This is a genomic window from Trichococcus sp. K1Tr (assembly GCF_028309625.1).
GTDB lineage: Bacteria > Bacillota > Bacilli > Lactobacillales > Aerococcaceae > Trichococcus.
This window is the reverse complement of the sequence record NZ_JAQMHR010000003.1, coordinates 64,917-88,485: the sequence shown is the minus strand read 5'-3', so window position 1 is coordinate 88,485 and position 23,569 is coordinate 64,917. Positions and strand designations below refer to the sequence as shown.

At 48.8% G+C, this 23,569-nt stretch carries 20 protein-coding genes; 2 read left to right on the top strand and 18 right to left on the bottom strand.

Annotated features, from left to right (window positions below):
- Positions 1 to 24: 24 nt before the first annotated feature.
- The 7 genes from PH235_RS06820 to glpK form a co-directional block, all read right to left on the bottom strand.
- Positions 25 to 1,446 carry a sensor histidine kinase gene (locus tag PH235_RS06820; protein WP_272161617.1) on the bottom strand — a complete coding sequence of 474 codons (1,422 nt, stop codon included), beginning with the start codon at positions 1,444 to 1,446 and terminating at the stop codon, positions 25 to 27.
- Complete coding sequence (locus PH235_RS06815; protein WP_272161616.1) at positions 1,443 to 2,156, bottom strand: response regulator transcription factor; 714 nt, start codon at positions 2,154 to 2,156, stop codon at positions 1,443 to 1,445. Before PH235_RS06815 ends, PH235_RS06820 begins: the two co-directional genes overlap by 4 nt.
- Before the next feature lie 163 nt (positions 2,157 to 2,319).
- Complete coding sequence (locus tag PH235_RS06810; protein WP_068560913.1) at positions 2,320 to 2,655, bottom strand: single-stranded DNA-binding protein; 336 nt, start codon at positions 2,653 to 2,655, stop codon at positions 2,320 to 2,322.
- 121 nt (positions 2,656 to 2,776) lie between these two features.
- Positions 2,777 to 3,718 (bottom strand): DNA-binding protein WhiA, encoded by a 942-nt coding sequence (whiA, locus tag PH235_RS06805; RefSeq protein ID WP_106449294.1) that lies wholly within the window; start codon positions 3,716 to 3,718, stop codon positions 2,777 to 2,779.
- A 42-nt stretch (positions 3,719 to 3,760) separates the two neighbouring features.
- Positions 3,761 to 4,759, bottom strand: a complete 999-nt coding sequence (locus PH235_RS06800) for a gluconeogenesis factor YvcK family protein (protein ID WP_272161615.1) — start codon at positions 4,757 to 4,759, stop codon at positions 3,761 to 3,763.
- Entirely contained in the window at positions 4,756 to 5,646 is an 891-nt protein-coding gene (rapZ, locus tag PH235_RS06795; RefSeq protein ID WP_106449296.1) for an RNase adapter RapZ, read from the bottom strand. The genes PH235_RS06800 and rapZ overlap by 4 nt, the downstream gene beginning before the upstream one ends.
- Positions 5,647 to 5,723: 77 nt before the next feature.
- The gene (gene glpK, locus PH235_RS06790) at positions 5,724 to 7,223 is read right to left on the bottom strand and encodes a glycerol kinase GlpK (RefSeq protein WP_272161909.1); all 1,500 of its coding nucleotides are present in this window, start codon (positions 7,221 to 7,223) and stop codon (positions 5,724 to 5,726) included.
- Between the two features lie 306 nt (positions 7,224 to 7,529).
- On the opposite strand from glpK, the gene asnB reads away from it, so the two are divergent.
- Positions 7,530 to 9,407, top strand: a complete 1,878-nt coding sequence (gene asnB / locus PH235_RS06785; protein WP_272161614.1) for an asparagine synthase (glutamine-hydrolyzing) — start codon at positions 7,530 to 7,532, stop codon at positions 9,405 to 9,407.
- A 153-nt stretch (positions 9,408 to 9,560) separates the two neighbouring features.
- Positions 9,561 to 10,181 carry an NAD(P)H-dependent oxidoreductase gene (locus PH235_RS06780; RefSeq protein WP_106449302.1) on the top strand — a complete coding sequence of 207 codons (621 nt, stop codon included), beginning with the start codon at positions 9,561 to 9,563 and terminating at the stop codon, positions 10,179 to 10,181.
- Positions 10,182 to 10,232: 51 nt separating this feature from the next.
- Here the strand turns inward: PH235_RS06780 and PH235_RS06775 are convergent, their stop codons facing one another.
- From PH235_RS06775 to uvrA, 11 genes are all read right to left on the bottom strand, one after another.
- Entirely contained in the window at positions 10,233 to 11,960 is a 1,728-nt protein-coding gene (locus PH235_RS06775; protein ID WP_272161613.1) for a phospho-sugar mutase, read from the bottom strand.
- 167 nt (positions 11,961 to 12,127) lie between these two features.
- The gene (gene trxB / locus PH235_RS06770) at positions 12,128 to 13,102 is read right to left on the bottom strand and encodes a thioredoxin-disulfide reductase (protein WP_272161612.1); all 975 of its coding nucleotides are present in this window, start codon (positions 13,100 to 13,102) and stop codon (positions 12,128 to 12,130) included.
- A 215-nt stretch (positions 13,103 to 13,317) separates the two neighbouring features.
- Positions 13,318 to 14,211, bottom strand: coding sequence for a UTP--glucose-1-phosphate uridylyltransferase GalU (gene galU / locus PH235_RS06765; RefSeq protein WP_086629367.1), 894 nt, complete (start codon positions 14,209 to 14,211; stop codon positions 13,318 to 13,320).
- Positions 14,208 to 15,254 (bottom strand): NAD(P)H-dependent glycerol-3-phosphate dehydrogenase, encoded by a 1,047-nt coding sequence (locus PH235_RS06760; RefSeq protein WP_272161611.1) that lies wholly within the window; start codon positions 15,252 to 15,254, stop codon positions 14,208 to 14,210. The genes galU and PH235_RS06760 overlap by 4 nt, the downstream gene beginning before the upstream one ends.
- A 19-nt stretch (positions 15,255 to 15,273) precedes the next feature.
- Entirely contained in the window at positions 15,274 to 15,924 is a 651-nt protein-coding gene (locus PH235_RS06755; RefSeq protein WP_272161610.1) for an HAD-IA family hydrolase, read from the bottom strand.
- Positions 15,925 to 15,931: 7 nt separating this feature from the next.
- A complete protein-coding gene (gene lgt / locus PH235_RS06750; RefSeq protein ID WP_272161609.1) occupies positions 15,932 to 16,768 on the bottom strand; it encodes a prolipoprotein diacylglyceryl transferase in 837 nt (278 codons plus the stop codon).
- A 21-nt stretch (positions 16,769 to 16,789) separates the two neighbouring features.
- A complete protein-coding gene (gene hprK, locus PH235_RS06745; RefSeq protein WP_272161608.1) occupies positions 16,790 to 17,728 on the bottom strand; it encodes an HPr(Ser) kinase/phosphatase in 939 nt (312 codons plus the stop codon).
- Between the two features lie 229 nt (positions 17,729 to 17,957).
- Positions 17,958 to 18,302, bottom strand: a complete 345-nt coding sequence (locus PH235_RS06740) for a phage holin family protein (protein ID WP_272161607.1) — start codon at positions 18,300 to 18,302, stop codon at positions 17,958 to 17,960.
- Positions 18,302 to 18,619: a PspC domain-containing protein gene (locus tag PH235_RS06735; protein WP_272161606.1), complete on the bottom strand. Its 318-nt coding sequence runs from the start codon at positions 18,617 to 18,619 to the stop codon at positions 18,302 to 18,304. Before PH235_RS06735 ends, PH235_RS06740 begins: the two co-directional genes overlap by 1 nt.
- Positions 18,620 to 18,660: 41 nt before the next feature.
- A complete protein-coding gene (liaX, locus tag PH235_RS06730; RefSeq protein WP_272161605.1) occupies positions 18,661 to 20,172 on the bottom strand; it encodes a daptomycin-sensing surface protein LiaX in 1,512 nt (503 codons plus the stop codon).
- Positions 20,173 to 20,688: 516 nt separating this feature from the next.
- Positions 20,689 to 23,538, bottom strand: a complete 2,850-nt coding sequence (uvrA, locus tag PH235_RS06725) for an excinuclease ABC subunit UvrA (protein ID WP_272161604.1) — start codon at positions 23,536 to 23,538, stop codon at positions 20,689 to 20,691.
- Between the last annotated feature and the right edge of the window lie 31 nt (positions 23,539 to 23,569).

The following is a 23,569-nucleotide window of genomic DNA, read 5'->3' as shown; positions in this document are numbered from 1 at the left end:
TTTAAAATTCCGACAGCTATTTTTTTAACTATTTTTTTCGAGTGCTGCTTTGGTGGGCAGTGTAATCGTGAAAGTCGTTCCCTCTCCTGGGTCGCTTTCCACGTCGACAGTCCCTTGATGGTTCATCACTAAGGATTGGACCACCGCCAGCCCGATTCCCGATTCGCCAAACTTCGTGTTCTTTCTGGAAACGTCCACTTTATAGAACCTTTCCCAGATACTCGTGATATCCTTCTTCTCGATGCCGATGCCCGTGTCCTTGACCTGAATGACTTGCTGCTCGCCATCCCGGAATGACGACAGGATGATGGTGCCGTTTTTCGTGAACTGGATAGCGTTCTGCGAAAGGTTCACCATGATCTGGATAAAACGGTCATAGTCCGCATAAATCCGGTCCGCCGCATCCACTTGGACGATGATCAAGTCATCCTTCTCCTGTGCTTTTGCCCGCATCTGCTCCGCGACATTCTCCAGCGCTTCTTTAGCAGAAAACTCCTGCTTCACTAAAACAATCTGATTGGAGCGGATTTTTTCATAATCCAGGTTTTCGTTCACCAAACGGATCAGCCTTTTGGTTTCTTTTTGCATCAGTTGCATGCTCCGGTCCCGACGTCCTTCGGGAATCATGTGGTGCTGAATCCCTTCGAGGATGCCATTGATTGTCGTGAGCGGCGTGCGCATCTCATGGGCTACGTCCATCATGAACTGGCGCCTTAAATTCTCTTGGCGTTCCACTTCCTCGTTGGAGGCTTTCAAAGACCTTGCCATTTGGTTGAAATCCTCCGACAGCTCATCAAATTCATCTTTGTTATGATTCTCAAGCGAGACATCAAAATTGCCTGACGCAATCTCATGGGTGGCCCTCCGCATGCGCTTGATGCGCCTTGTCAGATAATTGGCGATGCCGAGGCTCAATACAATCGCGATGCCCCCGGAAGTCAGCACAGCCACGAGCAGATTGTGCTCAATTTCGTTGATTTCGTCCTCGATCCCTTTCACCGGTGAGCCTACCGCTATGAAGCCTGTGAACTCGGCCGTAGTCGCATTAAAAAGCGGGAGATAAACCGTCAAGAAGCGTTTTTTTTCGTTCAGGAAGCCGCGATCCCGCTCCGTCAAAGAAATCCGTTCCCCTTCTGAGAGCTTCTCAAAATCCTCCGTGCTGATCCCGCTCGTATACAGATCCGTCGCTTGCGGATAAACCATATGATCTTCCGCATCGAAGATGGCGAACGAGACGTCCTGGTTGGACACCAAAGTCGAGCCGCTTTCCAGTTGCTGGATCGTCATATTCTGATCGATGATCGATTCGGCATATCCGTACAGCTGCGCCTCTTTCTCGTCGTAGACATTACTGGTGACGTATTGGATGATCAGGATGCCGGTCGTACTGACGGTTATTAGAATCAATGCAAAAAAGGCAAAGATTTGTTGATAGACGTACTTCATTTTCCCTCTACTCCGCTGTCGTCGAATTTGTAGCCGACTCCCCAAACCGTTTGGATCACTTGCGGTCCGACCGCTTCTATTTTTTGCCGCAATTTCTTGATGTGGGCATCGATTGTGCGTTCATCCCCGTAATAAGGATCTTCCCAGATCCGGGTCAAAAGATGTTCCCTCGAAAATACTTGTTTCGGGTGTTCTGCCAGCAATGCGAAAAGTTCAAATTCCTTCGGCGTCAAGCTTTCGATCTGATTCCCGTCAAGATAGGCTTCGCGCGTGATCGTGCTGATTTTGACATGATCGGTGAGAACGTCGAAATCATCCGCGGCCTGCACCTGCGAATGATCGACCTTAGCGCGACGGTGCATCGCTTTGATGCGGGCTATCAGGGTCAGCGGACTGAATGGCTTCGTGACGTATTCATCCGCGCCGATTTCCAGGCCGATGACTTGGTCGCTTTCCGAATCGCGCGCCGTCAGCATGATGATCGGCACAAACTGGGAAATTTTCCTTATTTCACGGCAGACCTGCATCCCATCCATGCTCGGCAGGTTCAGATCGAGGATTATCATATCCCATTTTCTGTCTTCCGCCGCGAACGCCTCCAGCCCTTCTTTGCCATCATGTTTGAATGCAGCTTGCCAACCCTCATTCTCGAAAAACATCGCCATCATTTCGCAGACGGCTTCATTGTCTTCTATCATCAAAATTTCCATAGCGACTCCCCTTTTCATTTCTTACATTATATCTTTTTTTCCGATAAGCGGCATCATTTCCAGTCTACGATACCACATACCTTTGAAGTTTCTATGAATAAATAAGGAAATCGCTGTTTTAAACAGAATAAGCCCCGGAATCCGGGGCTTTTGCGGGGGAGCATCAGACTGCTTCCTGTTCTCTTTTCGCTTCCACGAAATACAATTCTTCCACGACCAATTCGATGACATAGACGTGCTGCTCCTGTTTATTGACGTAGGAACGCGAAACCAAATGGCCATTGACGCCGATCTGATTGCCTTTGGCGCAATACTGTTCGACCAGATTTGCGGTTGCTCCCCAAAACACGACAGGTATGAAATCCGCCTGCGGTTGGCCTTCATCCGCTTTCCTTAAGCGCTGCACCGCTAATGTATTGTTGCAGACTTGCCTTTCCCCATTCACCTGTTGCACTTGGATGGGCCGCACCAGCCGCCCGATCAATGATACTTGATTCATCCTTTCATTCCTCCTTCAGCTTGACTTACTGTCTATAATATCCGCAGAAAAGGATGTCTGATTTTTTATCAAAAAAATAAACCTGAAGACTTTTCTTAGTCTCAAGGTTTATTTTCCAGTGTCAGCGGATGGCTTTCCCCATCCGCAAGGAATCGGCGTAATCGTTGATTTTTCGCAAACGGTGATTGATGCCGGATTTGGATATGACGCCGCTCGGGATCATTTCGCCAAGTTCTTTCAGGCTGATGTCGGGATTCTCCAACCGGATCACGGCGATTTCCTTCAGCTTATCCGGTAATCTCCCCAGGCCCACCGTCGCTTCGATGAATTCGATGTTGGCGATCTGTTTTGCCGCCGCATCGATTGTCTTGTTCATATTGGCATTTTCGCAATTCACCAGGCGATTGACGGAATTGCGCATATCTCGGATGATCCGCACGTCCTCAAACTTCATCATCGCGTTGTGGGCACCGATCAATGCCAAAAAATCGGCTATCTTCTCGGCTTCTTTGAGATAAGTGATGAATCCGTTGCGCCGCTCGATTGTCCGAGCGTTCAGATCAAAGTGATTCATCATATCGCAGATATCCTGATTGTGGTCCTCATAATTGGAATAGATTTCCAGATGATAACGGCTCGTTTCCGGGCTGTTCACCGAACCCCCGGCCATAAAGGCGCCGCGCAGATAAGAGCGTTCCTTCTGGTTATTGTTCATGATATCTTCGGAAACTTGCGTCTTGAAGGACAGCCCGTCGAAAATGCTCAGATCGCTCAGCAATTCCGTGACGCCCTGCTTCAGGCGCACAATATAGACGTTATTCTTCTTCAGCTTCATCTTTCGGCGCACCAGCAATTCGCTTTCAAATGAGTAGTGATCCTTCAAGAGAACGTACATCCGTCTGGCGATTGCTGCATTTTCTGTCTGGACATTCAGGACAAATGACTGATTATAGATGCTGACCGATCCGCTCATCCTGATCAACGCGGTCAGTTCGGCTTTCGCATGTTCACGGTGCACTTCCAATGTTGTTAATTCTTTTTTTACTTCAGATGCAAAAGACATATGTACCTTCTTTCCGACTGCTTCTTTCCATCAGAAAAAAGGTCAACAGATAGTTTTGATATTAGAGATCAGATTGATCAGTTCCGAAACGACTTTTTTGCCGTCGTGGTAAACGCCGCCGTTCTTCATATCCAGGAAATCCGCGGAAATGACACGGCAGTTTTCTTCGCGCAATCCTTTGAAATCATGGCGTACCTGCAACAGATATTCTTCGTCGGCTTGTTGATTGAGGTATTCATCCGGCACTTTTTCCGTGTTCACCAGGACGGTGTCGATGAATTTCGCTTTCAGATGGTCATGCAATACCTTGATGTGCTCGGCATCGCTGAAGCCCTCCGTTTCGCCCAATTGCGTCATGATGTTGCAGATGTATACTTTCTCGGCTTTGGTCTCGATGACCGCTTGCCCCAGATCACTGATCATCAGGTTAGGCAAAATGCTCGTATACAGGCTTCCTGGTCCGATGACGACCATATCCGCCTCCAGGATGCTGTTGATGACGTGACGGGAAGCGACGGCCTCCCTAGTCTCATCCAACGGTTTGACATACACCCGTTCGATTTTTTTGCGTCCATTTGCGATTTTCGACTCGCCCTTGATGACCGTACCGTCCTTGAACTCTGCGTAGAGTGAGAGCGGCTCGTCAGCTGCGGCGTAAATTTTGCCTTTTACGCCCATCATGACGGACAGTAACCGAATGGCATCAAAAATGTTCCCTTTCATTTCAGTCAGGGCCACAATGATGAGGTTTCCGATTGCGTGCCCGGACACAAAGGAATCCTTTGAATCGAAACGGTACTGGAAAATGTCCTTTTCCAATTTCGGCATATCGGAGAGCGCAATCAGGCAGTTGCGGATATCCCCGGGAGGCACAATGTTGACATGGTCGCGGATGATGCCGCTGCTGCCGCCGTCATCAGCCACCGTGACGATGGCCGTGATATCCGTGTTGTGGTTCTTCAGTTCTTCCAGAATGACCGGCAAGCCCGTTCCGCCGCCGATAACGACGATTTTCTTCGTTCTGCTCGGATTTTGACTCATGACCGATTCACCGTCTCTTTGCGTTTGTTCCGATCACGGTGGGTCGTATTCACTTGATAGCCCGCGCTCTTCAATTGCAGGCTGGTGCGTTCCGCCAAAGCGACCGAGCGGTGTTGTCCGCCTGTGCAGCCGATGGCGATATTCACGCTGGTCTTGCCTTCTTTTTTATAGCCAGGAATGATGTATTCCAACAGGTCGATGAATTTTTTGTAAAAAATTTCCGTCTCCGGTTGCTTCATGACATAATCATAGACTGGCTTATCCAACCCCGTCAACGGACGCAGTTCATCTACGTAATGCGGATTGGGCAAAAAGCGGACATCCATGACGATGTCGGCATCGATCGGTAAGCCATACTTGAACCCGAAAGATACGACTTCGATATGGAAAACATCCTTGTCGTCGACTTTGAATGTATCCAGCAGCCGTTCCCTTAATTGGCGCGGTGTTGTTTCGCTCGTGTCGATGACCAATTGCGACCGATTGCGGATGTCCTCAAGCAGTTCCCTTTCTTTGTGGATCCCTTCCAGTACGGTTCCGCCCGATTGGGTCAGGGGATGGCTTCTTCTTGTCTCTTTGTATCGGGAAACTAGCACATCGTCCTTCGAATCAAGGAAGATGACTTTGGTTGTGATGAAGGAAGTATTGTCCAAACTGTCCACAGCAGACATGATTTCATCAAAGAATGCACGGGAGCGCAGATCAATCACTAAGCAGATTCTGCTTATTTTACCCGATTCCTTTACAAGCTCCCAAAATTTCGGTAATAAACTTGGGGGCATATTATCTATACAAAAATAGCCTAAATCTTCAAATGTCTGTAACGCCACCGTTTTCCCGGCGCCGCTCATCCCCGTTATGACTACCAATTCGAGAGTGTCTGCCATTATAATTCCTCCAGTTCAAAAAGTGTTTACAGTCATTATAACATACCGGGTGTATCATTTGTCTGTTTCTGAATATTTTAGTGTTTCTTAAGTTTTGGCTTATGTTTGAAGTGGCGGGCGGCGGCTACTGCGCTTTGCCAGCCGGCGTAGAGGTCTTCGCGCACTTCAGTAGGCATGTTCGGATGGAATTCGCAATCGGGTTCCCAATTTTTGATGATGTCATTGGTATCTTTCCAGAATCCTACTGCCAAACCTGCCAAGTATGCAGCTCCCAGTGCGGTCGTCTCCATCACTTTGGACCTGGTCAACGTTGTGTTCAGAAGATCACTTTGGAATTGCATCAGGAAGTTGTTGTGGGCCGCTCCCCCATCGACGCGCATGTTCGTGATGACCAGTCCGGAATCCTTCTGCATCGTATCCACGACATCCTTTGTCTGATAAGCCAACGATTCGAGCGTCGCACGGATCAGGTGCGCTTTCGAAGTCCCTCTCGTCAATCCAAAGAAAGCACCACGCACGTCCTGATCCCAATACGGTGCCCCCAAGCCGACAAACGCCGGAACCATATAGACGTTCTCGTTTGATTCAAGCAATTCAGCATATTCTTCCGACTCGGCTGCAGTCCGGATCAACTGGGCTTCATCGCGCAGCCATTGCAGAGCGGATCCGGCCACAAAGATGCTCCCCTCAAGGGCATACGTCACTTCGCCGTTCAGCCCGTAGGCGATGGTAGTCAGCAATCCATTTTCCGATTTCACCGGTGTAAGGCCTGTGTTCATAACAATGAATGCGCCGGTCCCGTAAGTATTCTTCACCATCCCTTGTTCAAACCCGGTCTGCCCGAAAAGGGCGGCTTGTTGATCGCCGGCGATTCCGGCTATCGGGATGCGCGAACCGTAAAAATCATTTTCTTCGGTATATCCGTATATTTCCGATGAAGAACGCACTTCAGGCAGCAGCGTTCGCGGAATGTCCAGCAAATCCAGGATCTGCTGATCCCATTTCAAGTCGTAAATATTGAACAGCATCGTTCGGCTGGCATTGGAAACATCGGTTACGTGCACCTTTTTCCCTGTCAGTTTCCAGACGATCCACGTATCGATGGTTCCGAAAAGCAGTTCGCCCTTTTCAGCCCGCTCACGAGCACTCGGGATATGATCCAGCAACCATTTGATTTTAGTGGCGGAAAAGTAGGAATCGATGATCAGTCCGGTTTTATCATGGATGAAGTCGTTATGCCCTTCCCGCTTCAGTTTGTCGGCGATTTCCGAAGTCTGGCGGGATTGCCAAACGATCGCATGATGGATCGGCATCCCAGTAACGCGGTCCCACACAACTGTTGTCTCGCGCTGATTCGTTACCCCTATTGCCGCAATTTCCTCCGGACGGATGGCCCCCCTGATTAAAGCATCCGCTATGACCGACTGAACACTGATCCAGATTTCATTCGCGTCGTGTTCCACCCAACCTGGTTCAGGATAATATTGCATCAATTCTCGTTGCGAAGAAGAAATGATTGTGCCTTTCTTGTCCCAGATGATTGCACGCGTGCTGCTTGTCCCTTGATCTATCGACATGATGTATTTTTTTCCCACTTGTATGCCTCTTTCCTGATTTGAAATTTATCATTGGTCAAAAACAAGAAACCGTTCTCATTTTTTATCGTCTGCGCGTATTTGCCTCTACTATTATCCTAGCATTCTTTTCGCCGAATCCCAATTGTTATTCTACATTGCGCGGTAAGGTAGGATGATTGTGGTAACTCTGCCTAGGTCTCCGATTGGATAATTTCTTTTAATGATTTTCCATTTGTGATAGAATAGATTGGACTCTAGACGGACAGACATTCTGATCTAGCAAGAGATACTTAAGGAGTGGTATAAATGTGTGGTTTTGTTGGATATATCCATGGATCGACAGCATGGAACCATCAGACTGTAATTGAAGGTATGATGAACAGAATCGTCCACCGCGGGCCAGACAGCGGCGGCATGTATTCTGATGACAAGGTAACGTTAGGCTTCCGCCGATTAAGCATCATCGACCTTTCCGATAACGGGAAGCAACCGATGTACAGTGCCGACGGAAATTTGGTATTGGTGTTCAACGGCGAAATCTTCAACTTCCAGGAGTTGCGCGAAGATCTGAAGCAAAAAGGACACATCTTCCATTCCAAAACGGACAGCGAAGTTTTGATCTACGGCTACAAAGAATATGGTTATGATTTCGTGAAACAACTGCGCGGCATGTTCGCGTTCGCGATCTGGGATAAGGTGAACGATACGATGTTCATCGCCCGTGATGGCTTCGGCATCAAACCATTGTACTATACAACAAACACAACCGACGGCAGCTTGCTTTTCGGTTCTGAAATCAAGTCATTTTTGGCTCACCCTGCTTTCATCAAAGAAGTGAACAAGGATGCTTTGCGCCCTTACTTGACGCTGCAGTACTCTTCGATGGGCGAAACCTTCTTCAAGGGCGTCCACAAATTGAAACCGGCGCATTATATGGTGCTGAAAGGCAACGATATCCATACGGTCGAATATTGGGACAAGAAATTCCATGCCGAAAACGGCACTTTGGAAAGCTATGTGGAAGAAATCAAAGCAACGATGGCCGATTCCGTCCGCGCCCACAAAATCAGTGACGTGAAGACAGGTGCTTTCCTTTCCGGCGGTGTCGATTCCAGCTTGATCACAGCTTTGATGAAACCGGAAAAATCCTTCTCGGTCGGCTTCTCCGAATATGAAAAAATGTTCAACGAAACCAACCAGGCTGCCGACCTTTCCGACATCCTCGGCATCGAGAATGTCCGCAAGTACATCTCGCCTGAGGAAGCTTTCCATGCCCTGCCTACCATCCAATACCATATGGATGAACCGCAATCGAATCCGTCTTCCGTTCCGTTGTATTTCTTGGCCGAATTGGCGAAGAAAGATGTGACGGTCGTACTTTCGGGTGAAGGCGCGGATGAAATTTTCGGCGGCTACGCTTGGTATGAACCATCCAAAAAAATGGAGACCTATGAAAAGGTCCCTTATAGCCTGCGAAAAGGCATCGGCAAATTGGCCCACAAACTGCCGAAGAATACCTTGACGACCTTCTTGGTCAAAGGCGGACAAAAAGTGGAAGAACGCTTCATCGGCCAGGCCATCGTCTGGGACGAAGAAGAAGCTGTGGACATCCTGAAGCCGGCCTATAAAAACGGCCCGGATATCCGTTCGATCACCAAACCGATATATGACGAAGTCAAAGGCCAGGATGATGTCACGAAGATGCAGTATCTCGATCTGAACCTTTGGATGCCTGGGGATATCCTGTTGAAAGCCGACAAGATGAGCATGGCCCACTCGTTGGAGCTGCGCGTACCTTTCCTGGACAAAGAAGTCATGGAATTGGCGAAACGCATCCCTTCCGATTACCGCGTCAACGAAATCGATACGAAATACGTGCTGCGCAGAGCGGCTGCCGATGTCCTGCCGGAAGAATGGGCGAAACGTCCGAAGTTGGGCTTCCCTACTCCTATCCGTCACTGGCTGCGTGAAGAAGAATTCTACAACGAAGTCAGAAAAGCTTTCGCTTCAGACTATGCGGCAGAATTTTTCGATACCGACAAGCTCGTGCAGATCCTCGATGACAACTATACGAAGAAATTGGATTACGGCCGCCAGATCTGGACTGCCTACATCTTCCTCGTCTGGTACAAACGTTTCTTCATCGATGAAACGCCTCTGTCTGCGGAAGCTTTCGTAGCTTAAGATTGTTGATTGAAAATGCAAAAGAGAGTTGCCCGACAAGGGTGACTCTCTTTTTTACCTGTTCCTCTCGTTTGCAGGTAGTGGTTATGCTTTATCATCTGTGCATGTAAATGGTATCATGTAGGTATAACAAATTGGAAAGAAGGTTATTCTATGGCCAGAGTTTTAGTTGTGCGCGCGCATCCTTTCGACAGCAGCGTCTCCCGTTCCATGAAAGTCCTGGATGCTTTTCTGGAGGAATACAAAGCTGTGAATCCTTACGATCGCATCAAGGATATGAATCTTTATGAAGTCGCAATCCCTGAAATCGACCGGGATCTTTTGACTGCCTGGAAGGAATTGTCGAAAGGCGTGCTATTTGATCAATTGACTTCCCGTCAGCAGGAAAAAGTGACGCTGTTCAATCACTACACCGATGATTTCTTGTCCATGGATAAGATCATCATCGCCAATCCTTTGTGGAACATGCACGTGCCTGGTCGCCTGAAGACGTGGATCGATACCATCACGGTTGCTGGACAGACATTCCGTTACACGGAATCTGGAGCGGTCGGAATGGTCCCGGATAAAAAATTGCTGCATATCCAAGCAAACGGAGGCCTCTTCGACGGAAGCGACCCTGCCAGCCAGTACATCAAGAGCATTTTCCGCTTCCTGGGAGTCGAAGAAATTTCGCAACTGTTCGTTGAAGGCATGGACACATACCCGGACCGTGCCGATGAAATCGTTGCGGATGCGATCGAAAAAGCCAAACAATTGGCCAAAACTTTCTGATAAACCTTCAAACAAAAAAGAAGCCCGCGGGCTTCTTTTTTGTTGCATTGCTTATTCAGCGGTCAAAGTACGGATGCTTGCTTCGAAAGCAGCAACTTTTTCGTCGACTGCGGATTGGCTTTCCGCTTTGGCACCAATATAGAATTTGATTTTTGGTTCTGTTCCGCTTGGACGGATGGCGATCCAGCTGCCATCTTCCAGGAAGTATTTCAGCACATTCGAGCTCGGCATATCGATGCTCTCAGTTGAACCATCAGGGAATGTCTTCGTCGAGTTGCCGAAGTCTTCCGTGATCGATACGGCGATGCCTGCGAAGTCTGCCGGTGCTTCCGAACGGAATTTAGCCATCAGCGCCTTGATTTTTTCTGCCCCAGTGATGCCGGACATCGTTACTGAAATCGTCTGTTCTTTATAGTAGCCGTGCGTTTCGAAGATTTCGACCAAGCCGTCATACAGCGTTTGGCCTTTTTTCTTGTAGTAAGCCGCTACTTCAGCAATCAACACCAGGGCTTGGATAGCGTCTTTGTCGCGGACGAACGGTTTAGCCAGATAGCCGTAGCTTTCCTCGAAACCGAACAAGAATTCCTTGCTGTGGTCTTCTTCGTACTGCTTGATTTTTTCTGCGATGAATTTGAATCCGGTCAGAACATCAACCATATCTGCACCATAAGATTTTGCGATTGCAGTCGGCAACTCGCTGGATACGATCGATTTCAGGGCTGTACCGTTGGCAGGCAATGTACCAGCCGCTTTTTTCGCGCGCAGCAAGTAATCCAGCATCAATGAAGCGATCTGGTTACCAGTCAGGACAACGTACTCGCCTTTTTCTTTGCGGACGGCCGCACCCAAGCGGTCAGCATCCGGATCCGTCGCGACCAAAATATCGGCATCCAGTTCCGTACCCAGTTTGATGGCGTATTCGAATGCGCCTGCTTCTTCTGGATTCGGTGATTTCACGGTGGAGAAGTTCGGATCGGCCACTGCCTGTTCCGGCACGAGATAGATGCCTTCAAAACCGGCGTTCTTCAAGGCACGCTCACCCATCATCTGACCAGTCCCATGCAGAGGCGTGAAGACCAATTTCATTTCTTTGCTCATTTCATGGACAAGGGCAGGATCGACGGTCACTGTTTTGACCAGCTCAAGGTAAGCCTCATCGACCTCTTCCCCAAGCATTTTGATCAAGCCGGCTGCTTTCAGCTCTGCTTCATCGCCGACTTGGATCGCTAGTGGATTTTCGATTGCTCTTACGTATTCAGTCAAAGCGTCCGCATCGTCAGGAGTCATCTGGCCACCGTCGTCTCCATAGACTTTATAACCGTTGTAATCAGCCGGGTTGTGGCTTGCAGTGATCATGATCCCCGTTAGCGCATTCATATGTCTTACCGCAAAGGATAATTCAGGTGTAGGACGTAAGCTTTCAAAAACGAATGCCGGAATGCCGTGCGCACCCAATGTTTTCGCTGCCTCCATCGCGAACTCTGGAGATTGGTGTCTGGAATCGTAAGCGATCGCGACGCCACGTTTTTTCTCTTCTTCACCTTTGGCCTCCATCAAACGAGCCAATCCTTCTGTCGCTTGGCGTACTGTGTAGATGTTCATCCGATTGATGCCGACTCCAAGGATGCCGCGCATACCGGCAGTCCCGAATTCCAGCGGAGCAAAAAAAGCATCTTTCAGTGCTTCTTCATTTCCCTCCAAAGACTTTAATTCTTCTTTTAATGTAGGTTCTAATAAGGCAAAATTATTCCATTGTGCTATGGTTTCTTGATAAGACATTTTCATCATCCTTCCCATATTAGTTTAGCTATATTATAACATTATTTGCATGCCATTTGAGCGAAAAGATGGAATCTACAAAAAAAGTTCACGCTCTGAAATCAGAGCATGAACTTTGGTGATATTTATCGGTGTGACAACAAATTTACTGTTGCTTTGATGTTTGTTCAGTCAGCTGTCTCGGCAGCCGCTTCAGCAGCTGCCAGACGGTCATGCAGATCTTCGATGTAAGAAAAAGCGCGGTTCCCGGCTTCCCCGCCATCTCCGACGGCAGTCGTGATTTGGCGAAGAAGTTTCTGGCGCACATCCCCGATGGCAAAGATGCCCGGTACGGCCGTTTCCATGTGCTGATTCGTGATGATCCAGCCTTCTTCATCCGTGATCCCCAGATCAAGGAAGGCATCCGATTGCGGCAAAATGCCGACGTAGATGAAGACGCCGTCCACAGCTTTTTCGGTTCTCTCATTGGTATTTTTGTTCCGGATCACTACGCCCGTGACTTTTTGTCCATCGCCCTTGATTTCTTCCACAAAGGAATCCCACGTAAAGGAAACTTTCTCATTCTTGAAGGCACGGTCCTGGATGATTTTTTGGGCGCGCAAGGCATCGCGTCGGTGCACGATGTTAACGTCCTCCGCGAATTGCGTCAAGTAAGTCCCTTCCTCCACAGCAGAATCTCCGCCGCCGACCACTGCCAATTTTTTACCTTTAAAGAAGGCGCCATCACAGACGGCACAATAGGAAACGCCGCGGCCATTGTACTGGTCTTCTCCGGGAACCCCCAATTTGCGGTGGTGGGAACCGGTAGCGATAATGACGGCACGCGTTTTATAGGACTTTTTGCCTGCTTCGACGATGCGGTAATCACCATCGATAACAATGCGCTTCACATCTCCGTAGGCGTGCTGGGCTCCGAATTGCATGGAGCTTTCGTACATCCTTTCAGCCAATTCCGGACCCAATATCGATTTGAAGCCAGGATAATTTTCAATTTCGGCCGTGTTGATCATTTCGCCGCCGGGAACGCCGCGTTCCAGCATCAAGGTGCTCAAATTCGAACGGGAGGCATAAAGAGCCGCGGTCATTCCGCCTGGTCCGGCTCCGATGACGATGACGTCATAAATTTTTTCAGTTTGTTCCATGTTTAGTGTATCTCCTTCTGGTGTTAAGTCTGTTCCGGGCTGGTGCCGGAATCTGGTTCTTATACAGTTTACTCTGACTTTATTTTTTGTGCCACAATTCTGCTCAGAGTGCCGAATTAATGGAGAAGAAGCCGAGCCATGAATCGCAGAACGATTGATGGCCCGGCCTCTCTTGTTTTTATTCAACAATCAATTGGTTTGGATTGCCTGAATGGCTATTTGCCTTCGTCCTCGGCAGCCAACTTTTCGCCCAACTCCACCAGATAATTTTTCAATTTATCTTTTATTTCCGGATGGGTCAGACCGTAAGAAATGCTTGTCGTCAGGAAGCCGAATTTGTCTCCGACATCAAAGCGTTTGCCGTCGAAGCGCTTTGCGAAGACGCGCTGCGTTTGGTTCAAAGTATCGATGGCGTCGGTCAATTGGATTTCTCCGCCGGCACCCGGATTTTGATTTTCCAGAATTTCGAAAATTTCCGGAGTCAGCAAGTAGCGGCCGATGATCGCCAAATTGCTCGGCGCGTCTTCCGGATTCGGTTTTTCGACGAATCTGCGGACGTTGAACAGGCCTGGTTCCAGTTCCTGATCCGGATCGATGATGCCGTATTTGGATGTTTCTTCATGCGGCACTTCCATCACGGCGATGTTCGAAGCATGTGTGCGCTCGTAAGCATCCATCAACTGTTTGGTCAACGGCACTTCGTCTTCCATCAGATCATCCCCAAGCATGACAACGAAAGGCTCATCCCCGACAAAGGCTTTTGCCTGCAGGACCGCATGGCCCAATCCCAATGGATAAGATTGACGGACGAAATGGATGCGCAAACCGGTCGTTTCCTGCACCAATTCAAGCAGTTCATTTTTGCCTTTTTCGCGCAGATTCGCTTCCAACTCAATGTTCGAATCAAAATGGTCTTCAATCGGACGTTTGCTTTTTCCGGTTACGATCAGGATATCTTCGATCCCTGATGCGATCGCTTCTTCAACGATGAATTGAATGGTAGGTTTATCGACGATCGGCAACATTTCTTTTGCCATCGCTTTCGTTGCCGGTAAAAAACGCGTTCCGAATCCCGCAGCAGGAATCACTGCTTTTCTGACTTTCTTCATATCTTCTGGCTCCCCTTTTCCACATTTTGAGAAGATTGCTCCGCTTTGCCTTCGCGCAGCATCAATTCCTCGATTGCTTTTTTGACATCGACTTTCTCGTACAACACTTTGTAGATGGCTTCCGTGATCGGCATTTCGATGCCTTTTTCCTGGGCCAATTCATAAGCGGCTTTTGTAGTTGCCACGCCTTCAACGACCATGCCCATATTGTTCAGCACTTCATCCAGGTCATGGCCTTTACCGATCAGATCCCCGGCTCGCCAGTTCCGCGAATGGCGGCTTGTTCCGGTAACGATCAGATCGCCTACCCCGCTCAAACCGAAGAAGGTCATTGGATCGGCTCCAAAGGCCGTGCCCAATCGACTGATTTCCGCCAACCCGCGCGTCATCAAAGCCGCTTTGGCATTATCGCCGTAGCCCAATCCATGGAGCGCTCCGGCACCGACTGCGATGATGTTCTTCAAAGCAGCACCCAGCTCAACCCCGATGACATCCGTGTTCCGGTAGACCCGGAAGTAGGGATTCATGAACAGTTTTTGCACATAACCTGCATCCTCTTCGTTCTCGGATGCGGCAGTGATCGTGGTGATGTCCTTTTTGGCGACTTCTTCCGCATGGCTCGGTCCGGACAGGACGACTAAGCTATCGTATTTTTCAGCTGGAATCTCTTCCTGGATGATGACGGAAATCCGTTTATGGGTGTCCTGCTCCAACCCTTTGCTGGCGTGGATCAGATGCGGCTTTGTTGATCCGTCCAATAACGCTGCGACTTCTTTCGCAACCACGCGGATCGCTTTTGTCGGCAGAACGAACAAGAGCGCGTCTGCTTCTTTGATTGCGGCTTTCAGATCCGTGTATCCCACAATCGCTTCACTCAGTTTTGCACCTGGAAGGTAGTGTTCATTCGTATGCTGCTCATTGATTTCTTTGATTTGTTTCGGGTCATTCCCCCAAAGGCGGACATCATGCCCATTCTCATCCAACACCATGGATAAGGCTGTACCCCAAGATCCTGCCCCCAATACGGCGACTTTTTGTTTCATTTTGCTCGCTTCCCCTCGATTAAACTCTCACGCCGGAAAGAATGTACTCTTCCAACTCCTGTGGATCTTTGACTATTTTTGTTGGCCGATATGGTTGGATGAAGGCAGTCGTTTTTTCGGACCAGCCCACAAAAATGCTTGTGACGCCCGCATTATTGCCTGCGACTATATCATGGTGATTGTCCCCGACCATTACGCTGGTTTCACTTTCGGCGTCCAGACGATCCATAGCCAGAAAGAGTGACTCCGGATCGGGTTTCGGTTGCGAAAAATCGCCTGAGCCGAGGATCGTGTCAAAATAATCCGTGATGCCGAGGATAGCGATGCCCCGTTTCAGCACATCGCTGCGCTTCGTTGAAACGACGCCCAAGCGGAGGCCTTCCTGTTTAAGATTTTCAAGCACTTCTTTGATGCCCGGAAACATGCCGATCATTTCATCATGTTTTTCCAGCATGACCTCCCTGTAGCGGGCGACCAGTTCATCCTGTCGGCTATGATCAAGATTCCCGTATATTTCCTCTAAACTGGGACCGTTGAATTGGGCCATTTCCTCTTTTTTGAACCGGCCTGGAAAATTTTCCTCCATGACGACAAAGTGGCTTTCGCTTATGAGGCGGTTCGTATCGGCAATAGTGCCGTCAAAATCAAATAAAACCGTTTTGAAATTCATTCTGATATTATGCTTCCTTTCTGGTGATGTTCGTGTAAAAGGGATCAGGCGGATAATTGTTTCTGCGTCTGTAAGCCCAGACTCCCATCGCTCCGAGGAACAGCAGGATGGACAGCGCCTGTGAAACCCGGATAGGCCCGAAAAGATACAGACTGTCCGTGCGCATGCCTTCGATGAAGAAACGGCCGAACGAGTACCACATGACATAAGTGAACATCACTTCACCGACACGCAACAGCTGTTCTTTTCTGCGCAGGAACAGAATCAGCACAAAACCGGCCAACGACCAGAGCGATTCGTACAAGAAAGTCGGATGGTAATAAACCCCGTTTATGTTCATCTGTTCAATGATGAATTCGGGCAGGAACAAATTCTCCAAAAAGGCGCGGCTGACTTCCTCACCATGCGCTTCCTGGTTCATGAAATTCCCCCATCTGCCGATGGATTGCGCAATCAGGACTGCGGGTGCCAAAATATCCATCGTCAATGCAAAGGAAATCCCTTTTCGTTTTGTGTACCAGTAAATCGTCAAAATACCGGCGATCAACGCCCCGTAAATGGCGATGCCACCATTCCAGATCTGAATGATTTCGCCTGGGTTCTGCAAATAATAATCCAATTCAAACAATACATAGTAAATGCGGGCGCCGATGATCCCGATCGGTATCGTCCAGAACATCATATCGACAATGAAATCCGGATCCAACCCTTTTTTTTCAGCCTCTTTCGTCGCCAATGTCATGGCAATGAGGATGCCCGCCGCGATGATGACACCGTACCAACGGATTTCCAACCCACCAAACGACAATGCGACGGGGTTCAATGCGGCTATTAAATTATTCATATCATTCTCCTTTATGCAAGCCTATTCACCTTTTTGAGCATTTTCTTTTATCAAAGCTTCCAAATTTCTTTCAAAAGTCTCAGCGGCGTTGTAGCCCATTGTTTTCGCACGGAAATTCATTGCCGCGACTTCGATGATGATGGCAAGATTTCGCCCTGTCTTAACCGGAATCGTGATTTTAGGGATACCGACATCCAGAATGTTCACAATCTCCTCCGTGCTGCCCAGACGTTCAAATTTTTTGTCTTTGCTCCAAAGTTCCAGGTTGACGATCAGATTGACTTCATTGGTCTGTTTGACTGCCCCGGCCCCGAACAGCGTCATCACATCGATGATGCCGATTCCGCGGATTTCGATCAGATGCCGTAGGATGCCCGGTGCCTCACCGATCAGCGTATTTTCATCGTGTTGATACAGATCAACGCGATCGTCAGCAACCAGACGGTGTCCTTTTTGGATCAATTCCAAAGCCGTTTCCGACTTTCCGACGCCGCTGTCCCCTGTGATCATGACACCCATTCCAAATACGTCCACGAAAACCCCATGCATCGAAACCCGTTCCGCCAACTTGCCTTCAAGGAAATTGGTGATGTTACTGGATACTCTTGTCGTTCTGGATTGCGCCGAAAGGATCGGTATCCCGGCTTCCTGCGCGGCTTTCATCAATTCTGCCGGCGCTGGCAGCTTGCGTCCGATGACGAAGCAAGGCGTCTCTTTACTGCAAAGTCGCCTCATGACGATCAGGCGCTCTTCGGCGGTCATCCTCTCGATGAATGTCAATTCCGTTTTCCCCAACAACTGGATACGGGCCGACGGGTAGAAATTAAAGAAACCTGTCAACTCAACGCCGGGTCTGGAGATTTCGCTGGTCGTGATCTTGTTTCCCAAAAATTCTTCTCCGCTCAGTACAATATAACCTGAAGAATCCACTAATTCCTTTACAGTGACTGTATTCGCCATTCTTATCCCTCGCTCTATCATTTAATTTCCTGATCCAAATCGGGCAGGATTTTTTTACATTCTCATCTTGCCGCAAACAATGATTGAATCGCTTGTGGTTTATTGTATTCCTATCCATCATAACATTTTATGGGTGCATACGAAAGAACAAAAAGGCAGCTGAAACAATCGTTTCAACTGCCTTACTTTATGTTATTTGGAGCTAAGTGCCGCGACAGAACCCTGTTGGTTAACGCGCGTCGTCCCTGCTCAGGAACAGATGCACGGCCGACATGATCAAAGCCACCAGGAACGCTGTGCCGTAGCTCGTGAAGTGGAATCCGGGACCGACCAACCAAGACGTCAGATACAGCATAAAGCCATTGATGACGAAGCTGAACAAGCCGAACGTAAGGATTGTGATCGGGAACGAGAGGATCGAAAGCACCGGTTTGATCAAAAAGTTGACGATGCCCAAGATGATGCTGGCCCAAAAAGCCGTCCAAAGGCTATGCACATAGAATGAAGGTGCCATGAAATAAGCCAGCGCGATGAACACTAGTGAGTTGACCGCCGCTTTTTTCCAAAATCCCATCAAAAATCACTCCAGTCGTCCTCTTCTTGTTTGTCCACTGGTTTTGCTTCTTTTACAGATCTCGAAGCATCGGAACTGCGGCGGGAAGATGAAGACCCGTATGTTCCGCCGAATGATTGTCCGCTGTCGTTTCGGCCTGGTTCAGGCATCAGTACAGCCATCAGGATGTACAACAACACGGGCGATCCGACTCCCGCAAATACGGCAATCAGAAATACCACACGCACAATCGTCGAGTCGATGCCGAAGTATTCGGAAATACCTCCCAGAACACCGCTGACTTGTCTGTCTGTAGCAGATTTAGTTAATTTTTTCATTTTCGTTCTCTCCTTATGTGTGCCATTTATTGTAGCTATTTTTAGTTATTTTTTAAGAATATGTTTCCTGTTGTTGTCTTTAATTCTACCATAACCGGCGATTCCTCGTCCATTCGTCTGAATTCCAGGTACTTGTTTGTGTGTTCATTTTTTTGGCGGATGATTTCGATGTTTTCCATCCGGTTCATGATTTTCCCCAAAGAACTGCTGGCTTTCACTTCTGCGCTTTTGGCAGCCGGCAAGGATAGTTTGACTGACCCGTTGACGGAACTGGCTTGGATCTGTTTGGCGTTGGTTCCCGGATAGGACAATTTCACATCACCGTTCACAACGGAAACAGTTGCGCTGATGACATCACTCTTGATCGTCAGACTGCCGTTGATGGTCTTCGCCAACACATCAACGATCGTGCTTTCTGAGACATCCAGATTCCCGTTGACGCCATCCGTCTCCAACATGATGGCCTTGAGACCTGAAATGACCATATTGCCGTTCGTGGATTTGATGTAAAAATCTTTTCCTTCAATGTTTTTCAAGGTCGCATTCCCGTTTAACATCTTGATTGCGACGTAATCGTATTCGCGTTTCGGCAAGGACACGACGATATCGCATTTCACCCGTTTGTTCGGAACGCGGAAAGTGAATTTATCCTCATCCATCACAAGCGTGCTCCGAGCATCGAAAGCTTCCTTCGCTGTCGCTTCTTCGGTTTTACCGTATATTTTCACATCCGCGGCGACCGAAATGGTTTCGTTATCCCAACTCTGCAACGTCACATTGCCGTTTGCCAGTTGGAAATCAAGTATCGTCGCTGTGTTTTGATCGAATGTGAATTCATGCTGGAATTTGCTGGTGATCAATCCAGGGATCTTGATGTTGAAATCAGTGTCTTTCCAATCGACATTCTCTACGACCGTTTGCACCGTATCGGTCAAAAATTTACTTAATTGTGCACCTGCTTTGGTGAGGCGATCCGTGAAATTGGTGGCTGTGTCTTTCCATTCCTCTTTATTGCCCAGCTTCTCGCCAAAGGATTTCACGCTGTTTTCCACATGCTCCTTCTTGAGGCTGCGCATTTTTTGTTCCATCTCGACTTTTTCGGCTTCCAGTGCGGCAGCTTGTCCGCGCAGACCCTCCAGCTCTTCATCCAAGCGCATCAAGGTGATTTCTTGCTCGCCCGTCAAATCGCCCAGTTCATCGGCTGTCGCCAATTCTTGTCTTTTTTCGGCTTTGTCGTTGATCTGTTTTTTCAGTGACTGGAGCGCTTCGCCTTTCGCATCTATCTGAGAGGAGAAATAGGAAATCTCGCTGGCCAGTTCATCCAAAATCTTTTCCAAATTTTTGCGGTCTTCCCGCTCTTGAGCGGAGGCTTGATCCGTTTGCTCTGCGGGTTCTGATGCAGTATCGGGTGCATCTGTGAAATCTTGCTGCTGATTGAACTTCACTGCATCTTTTCCCTCACGCTTTGCCAAGTTTTCCAAAAGTACCAAAGCTTCTTCGGTAGTGATGATGCCTTCTCTTACCAACGCCAAAATACGGTCTCTTTCATTCATGGTATTTCCTCCTTGATGGTTATCCATTTATCTATTCACTGACATGGGACAGTTTGCCTGTTTTCTGATTATCTGTTGCTTATGTACTTATTATGCCCAATTTCTTTTCCCTTGTCATAGGTCTAAAGATTGATTTTCCCTTCAGCAGAAATGACTAGAAGACTGTAAAAAGCGAGAATGCAAAATGCACCCTCGCTTTTTTTGACTGCGGGGCCGAGATTGTCGCATGTTGCTCGAGTATTCGACAATTCCAGTGCGCTGCGGAAGCAAATTGTCGAATGTTTCTCGACATCCGACAATCTCGGCCCGACGTGGAAGCAAATTGTCGCATGTTCCTCAGCTATTCGACAATTTCGGTCCACTGTGCTGAGTGGTTTGCTTTCCTGGGTATTTTTCGATGGTCAGAAAAGAAAGAGATAGTGGAAATGAGAGAATTTATCTCCCATTTTCACTATCTCTTATTTGTCGATACCCTTAAGTTAATGACATTGCCGGAATCGGCTGGCCTTTCGCTATCTATTTTGTCTTTTTGTTTCGTGCTTTATCCCGTTCCAGAATGGGTTTCAGGAATTGGCCGGTGTAGCTTCCCTTCACTTCGGCGATTTCTTCCGGAGTGCCGGTTGCAAGTACGGTTCCCCCGCCTGCTCCGCCTTCAGGACCCATATCGATGATGTAATCGGCAGTTTTGATCACGTCCAGATTGTGTTCGATCACGACGATCGTGTTGCCGGCTTCCACCAAGCGATCCAAAACCTGCAACAATCTGGCGATATCATGCGTGTGCAAGCCTGTGGTGGGTTCATCCAGTATGTAGAATGTCTTTCCGCTTGATACGCGTTGCAGTTCACTGGCCAATTTCATCCGCTGGGCTTCACCGCCGGATAAAGTAGTGGCTGGCTGCCCCAATGTCACGTAGCCGAGACCGACATCGACGATGGTCTGCAGTTTGCGCCTGATTTTAGGGATGGCTTCAAAATAGGCCAAAGCTTCCTCGATCGTCATATCCAAGACTTGGGCGATGTTCTTGCCTTTGTATTGCACTTCCAAAGTTTCGGAATTGTAGCGCGTGCCATGACAGACTTCGCAAGGCACGTAGACATCCGGCAGGAAATGCATTTCGATTTTGAGAATGCCGTCTCCGCGGCAAGCTTCACAACGCCCACCCTTGACATTGAAGCTGAAACGGCCTTTTTTATAGCCGCGTATTTTGGCTTCGTTGGTGCTGGCAAAAAGGTCGCGCATGTCATCGAAGACGCTGGTGTAGGTTGCCGGGTTGCTTCGCGGCGTCCGTCCGATTGGGCTTTGGTCGATATCGATGACTTTCTCCAGACCTTCGAAACCGCTGATTGTCTTGAACTTGCCCGGTTTTTCTTTCGTACGGGTCAATTCTTTGGCCAGGGCTGTCTTCAGGACATTATTGACCAGCGAGCTTTTTCCTGAACCGGAAACGCCGGTGACTGCCACGATTTTCCCTAAAGGAAAGGCAGCATCCACATTCTTCAGATTGTTTTCAGTGGCGCCGGTGATTTCCACGGCTCCTTTGTCTTCTGTCCTTCGCGTCTCCGGAACCGGGATGAACAATTTCCCAGACAGATATTTCCCTGTCAGCGATTTCTTGTTTTTCATGACTTGCTCTGGCGTACCGGCAGCCACGATTTCACCGCCGAGTTCACCCGCACCCGGTCCGATATCGATCAGATAATCCGCCTGCATCATCGTGTCTTCATCATGTTCCACAACGATCAACGTGTTGCCGAGGTCGCGCATATTTTTCATCGATTCGATCAACCGGTTGTTGTCGCGCTGGTGCAACCCGATGGATGGCTCATCCAAAATGTAGAGCACACCGGAAAGGTTGGAGCCGATTTGCGTCGCCAAGCGAATACGCTGCGCTTCCCCACCGGAAAGCGTACCCGCCGTCCGGCTCAGCGTCAAGTAGTCGAGGCCGACATTCTTCAGGAAAGTCAGGCGTGACAATATTTCCTTCAGGATAGGCGCCGCAATCTGTTTCTCTTGTTCCGAAAGGGAAATTTCTTCGAAGAAGGAGACAGCATTTTCGATGGAAAATTCCGTGACTTGACCGATGTCGTGTTGGGCTACCTTCACGGACAGGGCCTGCTCATTCAAACGATAGCCGTGGCAAGTGTGGCAGGGCAGCTCGGTCATGTATTGGCGCATCGCTTCGCGCGTATAATCGCTCGATGTCTCTTTGTAGCGTCGATTGACATTGGTGATGACCCCTTCAAAAGGGATATCGACATCCCGGACACCGCCGAATTCATTCTGGTAATGGAAATGGAACAATTCGCCTCCAGCACCATAGAGCAGTTTCTGCTGGGTATCGGTGCTTAGTTCGGCGTACGGAAGGTCCATATCGATCCCGTTCTGCACACAAAATTGGCGCAGCATTTCCGGGTAGTAATTCGAACTGATCGGGTTCCACGGCACCAGCGCCCCTTCATTCAGGGAAAGCTGTTTATCCTGAACGATCAAGTCGGGATCGACTTCCAATTTCATCCCCAGCCCGTCACATTCGGAACAGGCTCCGTATGGCGCGTTGAAAGAAAACAGGCGCGGTTCGATCTCACCGATCGTAAATCCGCAATAGGGACAGGCGTGGTGTTCGCTGAACAAAAGCTCTTCACTTCCGATGACATCAACGATAGCATATCCATCGGCCAAATGCAGTGCCGCTTCGATCGAATCGAAAATCCGCGAACGGATGCCCTCCTTGATGACCAGCCGATCGACAACGATTGCGATGTCGTGTTTTTTGTTCTTTTCCAATTCAATCTCTTCGGAAACATCAAACAATTCCCCATCGACGCGGACGCGGACGTAGCCTTGTTTTTTGATGTCTTCGAACACTTTTTTGTGCTGCCCTTTTTTCCCTTTGATGATCGGTGCCAGTATCTGCAGTTTTGTGCGTTCCGGCAGCTCCAGAACCTGATTCACCATCTGTTCGGGCGATTGGCTGCTGATTGGCGTGCCGTCATTCGGACAAATCGGATGCCCGACACGTGCAAAAAGCAGGCGAAGGAAATCATTGACTTCTGTAACTGTGCCGACTGTTGAACGCGGATTGCGGTTCGTCGTCTTTTGATCGATCGCAATAGCCGGGCTCAGGCCATCGATGCTGTCCACGTCCGGTTTGTCCATCTGGCCCAAAAACTGGCGCGCATAGGCGGAGAGGCTTTCCACATAACGTCTTTGCCCTTCCGCATAAAGCGTATCGAAAGCCAGCGAGCTCTTGCCCGATCCGGAAAGACCGGTCATGACGACAAGCTTGTCCCTCGGGATGGTGACATCTATATTCTTCAAATTGTGCGAACGGGCTCCCCGTACGATGATTTGGTCTTTTGCCATATTTTCAGATCCTTCTTTGACTTATTCTTTG